This is a genomic window from Enterobacter sp. (genome assembly GCF_977039595.1).
Map to the genome: position 1 here is coordinate 1 of NZ_CDRQYH010000121.1, position 5,570 is coordinate 5,570.

The window sequence follows — 5,570 nt, forward strand, 5'->3', positions numbered from 1 at the left end:
CTGAATTCACTATCGGCGAAGGTGAGTTGATGGCTCATGATGTCCCTCTGGGATGCGCTCCGGATGAATATGATGATCTCATATCAGGAACTTGTTCGCACCTTCCCTAAGTCAAATAATAGCCGAGAAAACCGAAGAAATTAATGAAGCGGGCAATGAAATTTGGCTTAATTTAATTACGCGCGAAAAAAACAACCCAATTTTTTATAGCCTGGGGGAAGATTAACGTGAAAGAAGTTAAAAATAACGACGTTTATTTGACTTTAGATGATAAAAAAAGTGATGAATTTATCTTAAAGCAAAATCTCGACGTACTACGAAACACAAAAAATGACGAGATGACGCGCATTACACAAGACCTGGTATCGATCCCGGCGACGCTGGTTCGGCTTAAATGGCAGAATCGCCGTGAAATTTATCCGCTGCAGGTCAAAGAAGAAATTTACGGTGCCGTGATGAATGCCATCATTGAACAGCGGCCAGAGCTGAAAGAGAAGCTTCTGGGGCACCTCGAGGCCAATTATCAGTATCTGCTTGCCAGAGAAATCGCCACCCTGCGTCTGACGCGCAAGCTGTCAGACGGTGAGTACCGTACCTCAAACGTCACCTGCGTTGCGCTTGATGAGGACGCGCTGGCAACTCCTTCTGCCGCACCAACGAATAACAAAAGCGCATAAACCGACAGGCATAAAAAAAGCCGGCTTTCGCCAGCTTCTTTATCACTTCGAGGCCGCCTTTTCTTCGCCGACCAGTCCAATCTTCAGGTAACCCGCCTGATGCAGCGTGTCCATTACCTTCATCATGGTTTCATAATCAACGGTTTTATCCGCACGGAAGAAGACCGTAGTGTCTTTCTTTCCGCCCGTAAGCTGCTCCAGCGCCGGGATGACTGAGTCGGCCGTCACCGGGTCGTTCCCGAGGAACATGGATTTATCCGCTTTCACCGACAGGTAAATAGGCTTCTCCGGGCGCGGCTGGGGCTGGCTGGAAGATGCCGGCAGATTCACCTTCACATCCACCGTCGCCAGCGGTGCAGCTACCATGAAGATAATCAGCAGAACCAGCATGACGTCGATAAACGGCGTCACGTTGATTTCATGCATTTCGCCGTTATCGTCCAGATTTTCGTTTAGACGCATCGCCATACTATTAACCTGCGCGCAGTTTAGACGCCGCATGCACCGGCTTAACCGAGCTGGCATTCAGATCGAGATCGCGACTTTGCAGCAGCAGAACCTGCGCGGCAACGTCTCCAAGAGTCGCTTTATAGCTGCCAATCATACGCGCGAAGATATTATAGATGACCACCGCCGGGATAGCGGCAACCAGACCGATTGCTGTCGCCAGCAGCGCTTCTGCGATACCCGGCGCCACGACCGCCAGGTTGGTAGTTTGGGTCTGCGCGATACCGATAAAGCTATTCATGATGCCCCAGACCGTGCCGAAAAGACCGATGAACGGTGAGATCGCGCCGATGGTAGCCAGATAACCATTGCCGCGCCCCATGTGTCGGCCAACGGCCGCAACGCGGCGCTCCAGGCGGAAACCGGTACGCTCTTTGATGCCTTCGTTATCTTCACTGCCTGCGGAGAGTTCCAGCTCGTTCTGCGCTTCATTCACGAGCAGGGTAGTCAGGCTTTTCGCGTGGAAAGATGAGGTCATATCTGAAGCCTGATCCAGAGAGCGGGCTTCAGCCAGCTGCTGCTGTTCCCGCTTCAGGCGACGCTTCTGCGAAAGCAACTCGGCACTTTTGCTGAAGAAGATAGCCCAGGTGACAACGGACGCCAGAATCAGGCCGATCATCACAATCTTAACCACGATGTCAGCATGCTGATACATGCCCCATACGGAGAGATCCGTCTGCATCAAATTATTACCCACTCTGTATCTCCAGGACGCAAATCACAAAATCTGAGCGTAATAATATCAAAACGTCGTCGAATTGATAGTAGTTCTCATTAGTATTTGCATGGTGCCGTAATTTTCGCTCACTTTCCTTGCGCTTACGCAGTAAAAATTTCTTATGCGGTTTTTTGCTAATATTTTCTGCTTATTCGATAAGCCTCGGGGTGCAGTTTTTTCCAATCGTGGTAGTCTGGACGTCCAGACGTATAAAAACAGGGTTAGCGAACATGACAAAGAAGCATCTTGATACCACGCTGGTACAGGCAGGACGCAGCAAAAAATATACTCAGGGATCGGTCAACAGCGTGATTCAACGAGCCTCCTCGCTGGTGTTTGACACCGTTGAGGAGAAAAAAAACGCCACGCGTAACCGCGCGAAAGGCGGGCTGTTTTATGGCCGTCGCGGCACGCTAACCCATTTTTCTCTGCAGGAAGCGATGTGCGAGCTGGAAGGCGGCGCGGGCTGTGCGCTCTTCCCGTGCGGGGCGGCGGCGGTCGCCAACACCATTCTGGCGTTTGTGGAACAGGGCGACCATATCCTGATGACCAACACCGCCTATGAACCCAGCCAGGACTTCTGCACCAAAATCCTCAGCAAGCTCGGGGTAACGACCGGCTGGTTCGACCCGCTGATTGGTGAAGGCATTGCCGAACTTATTCAACCAAACACGCGCATTGTGTTCCTGGAATCTCCGGGGTCGCTCACCATGGAAGTTCACGACGTGCCGGCTATCGTGAAGGCCGTACGCAGCAAAGCGCCAGAGGCGATCGTTATGATCGACAACACCTGGGCGGCAGGCGTGCTGTTCAAAGCGCTGGAATTCGACATTGATATTTCGATTCAGGCGGCAACGAAATACCTGATAGGCCACTCTGACGGCATGATTGGTACTGCGGTCTCCAACGCGCGCTGCTGGGATCAGCTGCGTGAAAATGCCTACCTGATGGGCCAGATGGTGGATGCCGACACGGCCTACATGACCAGCCGCGGTATCCGCACGCTGGGCGTTCGTCTGCGTCAGCACCATGAAAGCAGCCTGAAGGTCGCCGAATGGCTGGGGCAGCATCCGCTGGTTGAGCGCGTAAATCATCCCGCGTTACCAGGCAGTAAAGGCCACGAATTCTGGCAGCGTGACTTTACGGGCAGCAGCGGGTTGTTCTCATTCGTACTGAAAAAGCGGCTGAATAACGACGAGCTGGCGAGCTTTCTGGATAATTTTACCCTTTTCAGCATGGCCTACTCCTGGGGCGGTTTTGAATCCCTGATCCTGGCTAACCAGCCGGAACAGATCGCGGCCCTTCGCCCCGGGGGTGAAGTAGACTTCAGCGGTACCCTGATACGACTGCATATCGGTTTAGAAAATGTTGACGATCTGATTGCCGATTTAGCAGCAGGGTTCGAGCGTATCGTGTAGAGTGCTGGCTGAAAATGTACTCTCTGGACGCTTTTGTGAACACCGCAAGCAGAAAAGTCTGCATGAGTTGCGCCCGGGATCAAACCCGACGGGCGAATAAGGGAGTACAATAGCGCTATATCTGCTGTTCCACAGGAAAGTCCATGGCTGTTATTCAAGATATTATCGCGGCGCTCTGGCAACACGACTTTGCCGCGCTGGCGGATCCTCACGTCGTCGGTATCGTTTACCTCGTGATGTTCGCAACTCTGTTTCTGGAAAATGGATTACTGCCAGCCTCGTTTTTACCCGGTGATAGCCTGCTTTTACTTGCCGGGGCGTTAATCGGGAAAGGCGTCATGGACTTCACGCCAACGATGGTTATTCTCACCTCCGCAGCCAGCCTGGGCTGCTGGTTGAGCTATCTGCAGGGCCGCTGGCTCGGGAATACCCGCGTCGTAAAAGGCTGGCTGGCGCAGTTACCGCATAAATATCATCAGCGTGCGACCTGCATGTTCGATCGCCACGGCCTGCTGGCATTGCTGGCGGGGCGTTTCCTGGCGTTTGTTCGCACCCTTCTGCCGACGATGGCGGGCATTTCCGGTCTGTCGAACCGCCGCTTCCAGTTCTTCAACTGGCTGAGCGCCCTGCTGTGGGTGGGTGTAGTCACCACGCTCGGCTATGCGCTGAATATGATCCCTTTTGTGAAACACCACGAAGATCAGGTGATGACCTTCCTGATGGTGCTGCCGATGTTCCTGCTGGTGGCGGGTCTGGTGGGAACCATCGCGGTGGTGATTAAGAAGAAGTACTGCAGCGCATAATTCAACAAGCCGGGTGGCGCTGTCGCTTACCCGGCCTGTGTTTCCCCTCAGGCTCCCTGCATCGTTCTGATACGTGACGCATCCTCTCCCGGCGTGACGCCGAAATAGCGCTTAAACTCCCGGCTGAACTGCGACGCACTTTCATAGCCCACCCGCATCGCCGCCGCGCTGGCCTTCATGCCGTCGTGGATCATCAACATCCGCGCCTTATGCAGCCGGTAGGTTTTGAGGTACTGCAGCGGAGAGGTGCTGGTCACCGATTTAAAGTTATGGTGAAACGCCGAGACGCTCATGTTTGCTTCCGCCGCCAGCTGGTCGACGCTGAGGTTTTCCGTGTACTGGCTCTCGATACGCTTGAGCACGCGGCTTATCAGGCTGAAGTGGGTCTGTCGGCTCACCAGAGCCAGTAACGCCCCGCCGCCCGGGCCCAGCAGCACGTGGTAGAGAATTTCGCGGACGATCTGCTTGCCCAGAATACGCGCGTCCAGCGGCCTCTCCATCACGTCCAGCAGACGCTCAATGGCGCAGAGGATCTCTTCAGACAGCGTCGCCGAATTAATCCCGCTCGAGGCCATCGAAGGCTGAAAGAGTTCATCTTCGCCAATCTCCATCAGCAGCTCCTGCAGTTGGAGGATGTCGACATTGACGCGAATACCCGCCAGCGGAACCGCCTCTGTCGCGAAGGTTTCACATTCAAAGGGCAAAGGTACCGTCAGGAGAAGATATTCATTGGTGTCGTAGCGGAACACGCGCTCGTTGATATAGCCAATTTTATGGCCTGAAAAGAGAAAAACGATGCCCGGCTGATACATGACCGGCGTGCGTGTCCCCGGCTGCGTGCCATAGAGCAGGCGAATATCCGGCAGCAGATCGCTGGCACGATTCTCATTATCTATCAATCTCTTAATCTGCACAGTGAGCTGCTGGCAGATAGCCTCACGGTTCATCTTGCGTTACTCCGGGTACGGTTTTCGACGCTAACAGTGTGCGTCGTTTTCCGCGCTTTCTCCAGCGCTCTGTAGAAATGGGCAAGACATCGGCAGGAATGTGCATTGAGGGGATAGCCCCGGACGGCCACAATGTGCAGCATCAGGTCGCCCTCTGCGCACCACGGTTTTTCACCCACTAAAGGGAACGAGCAATGAACAACTTTAATCTTCACACCCCAACCCGCATTCTGTTTGGTAAAGACGCTATCGCTGACCTGCGCGCGCAGATCCCTGCTGACGCCCGCGTACTGATCACCTACGGTGGCGGCAGCGTGAAAAAAACCGGCGTACTGGATCAGGTTTATAGCGCGCTGGACGGTCTGGACGTGCGTGAGTTCGGCGGTATCGAACCAAACCCGTCTTACGAAACGCTGATGAACGCGGTGAAAATTGCCCGCGAAGAAAACGTCACCTTCCTGCTGGCCGTCGGCGGCGGCTCCGTACTGGACGGCACCAAA

The 5,570-nt window shown here is 54.1% G+C and carries 7 protein-coding genes; 4 read left to right on the forward strand and 3 right to left on the reverse strand.

From position 1 onward, the window contains the following. Window positions 1-227 precede the first annotated feature (227 nt). On the forward strand, window positions 228-677 hold the full coding sequence (locus ACWYRJ_RS20365) for a cytoplasmic protein (RefSeq protein WP_455508519.1): 450 nt from the start codon (window positions 228-230) through the stop codon (window positions 675-677). A 42-nt stretch (window positions 678-719) separates the two neighbouring features. On the opposite strand, the gene exbD is transcribed toward ACWYRJ_RS20365, so the two are convergent. Both exbD and exbB read right to left on the reverse strand, forming a co-directional pair. Continuing rightward, window positions 720-1,145 carry a TonB system transport protein ExbD gene (gene exbD / locus ACWYRJ_RS20370; RefSeq protein ID WP_023309173.1) on the reverse strand — a complete coding sequence of 142 codons (426 nt, stop codon included), beginning with the start codon at window positions 1,143-1,145 and terminating at the stop codon, window positions 720-722. 4 nt (window positions 1,146-1,149) lie between these two features. After that, the gene (gene exbB, locus ACWYRJ_RS20375; protein ID WP_023333405.1) at window positions 1,150-1,881 is read right to left on the reverse strand and encodes a tol-pal system-associated acyl-CoA thioesterase; all 732 of its coding nucleotides are present in this window, start codon (window positions 1,879-1,881) and stop codon (window positions 1,150-1,152) included. 251 nt (window positions 1,882-2,132) lie between these two features. Between exbB and metC the strand changes: the two genes are divergently transcribed. Both metC and yghB read left to right on the forward strand, forming a co-directional pair. Beyond that, window positions 2,133-3,320 carry a cystathionine beta-lyase gene (gene metC, locus ACWYRJ_RS20380; protein WP_455508520.1) on the forward strand — a complete coding sequence of 396 codons (1,188 nt, stop codon included), beginning with the start codon at window positions 2,133-2,135 and terminating at the stop codon, window positions 3,318-3,320. A 143-nt stretch (window positions 3,321-3,463) separates the two neighbouring features. Beyond that, window positions 3,464-4,123, forward strand: a complete 660-nt coding sequence (gene yghB, locus ACWYRJ_RS20385; RefSeq protein ID WP_023309176.1) for a DedA family general envelope maintenance protein YghB — start codon at window positions 3,464-3,466, stop codon at window positions 4,121-4,123. A 47-nt stretch (window positions 4,124-4,170) separates the two neighbouring features. On the opposite strand, the gene ACWYRJ_RS20390 is transcribed toward yghB, so the two are convergent. Next, window positions 4,171-5,070 carry an AraC family transcriptional regulator gene (locus tag ACWYRJ_RS20390; protein WP_115876279.1) on the reverse strand — a complete coding sequence of 300 codons (900 nt, stop codon included), beginning with the start codon at window positions 5,068-5,070 and terminating at the stop codon, window positions 4,171-4,173. Between the two features lie 194 nt (window positions 5,071-5,264). On the opposite strand from ACWYRJ_RS20390, the gene ACWYRJ_RS20395 reads away from it, so the two are divergent. Next, window positions 5,265-5,570 (forward strand): iron-containing alcohol dehydrogenase (locus ACWYRJ_RS20395; protein ID WP_455508521.1); only part of this gene is annotated, 306 nt, incomplete at its 3' end.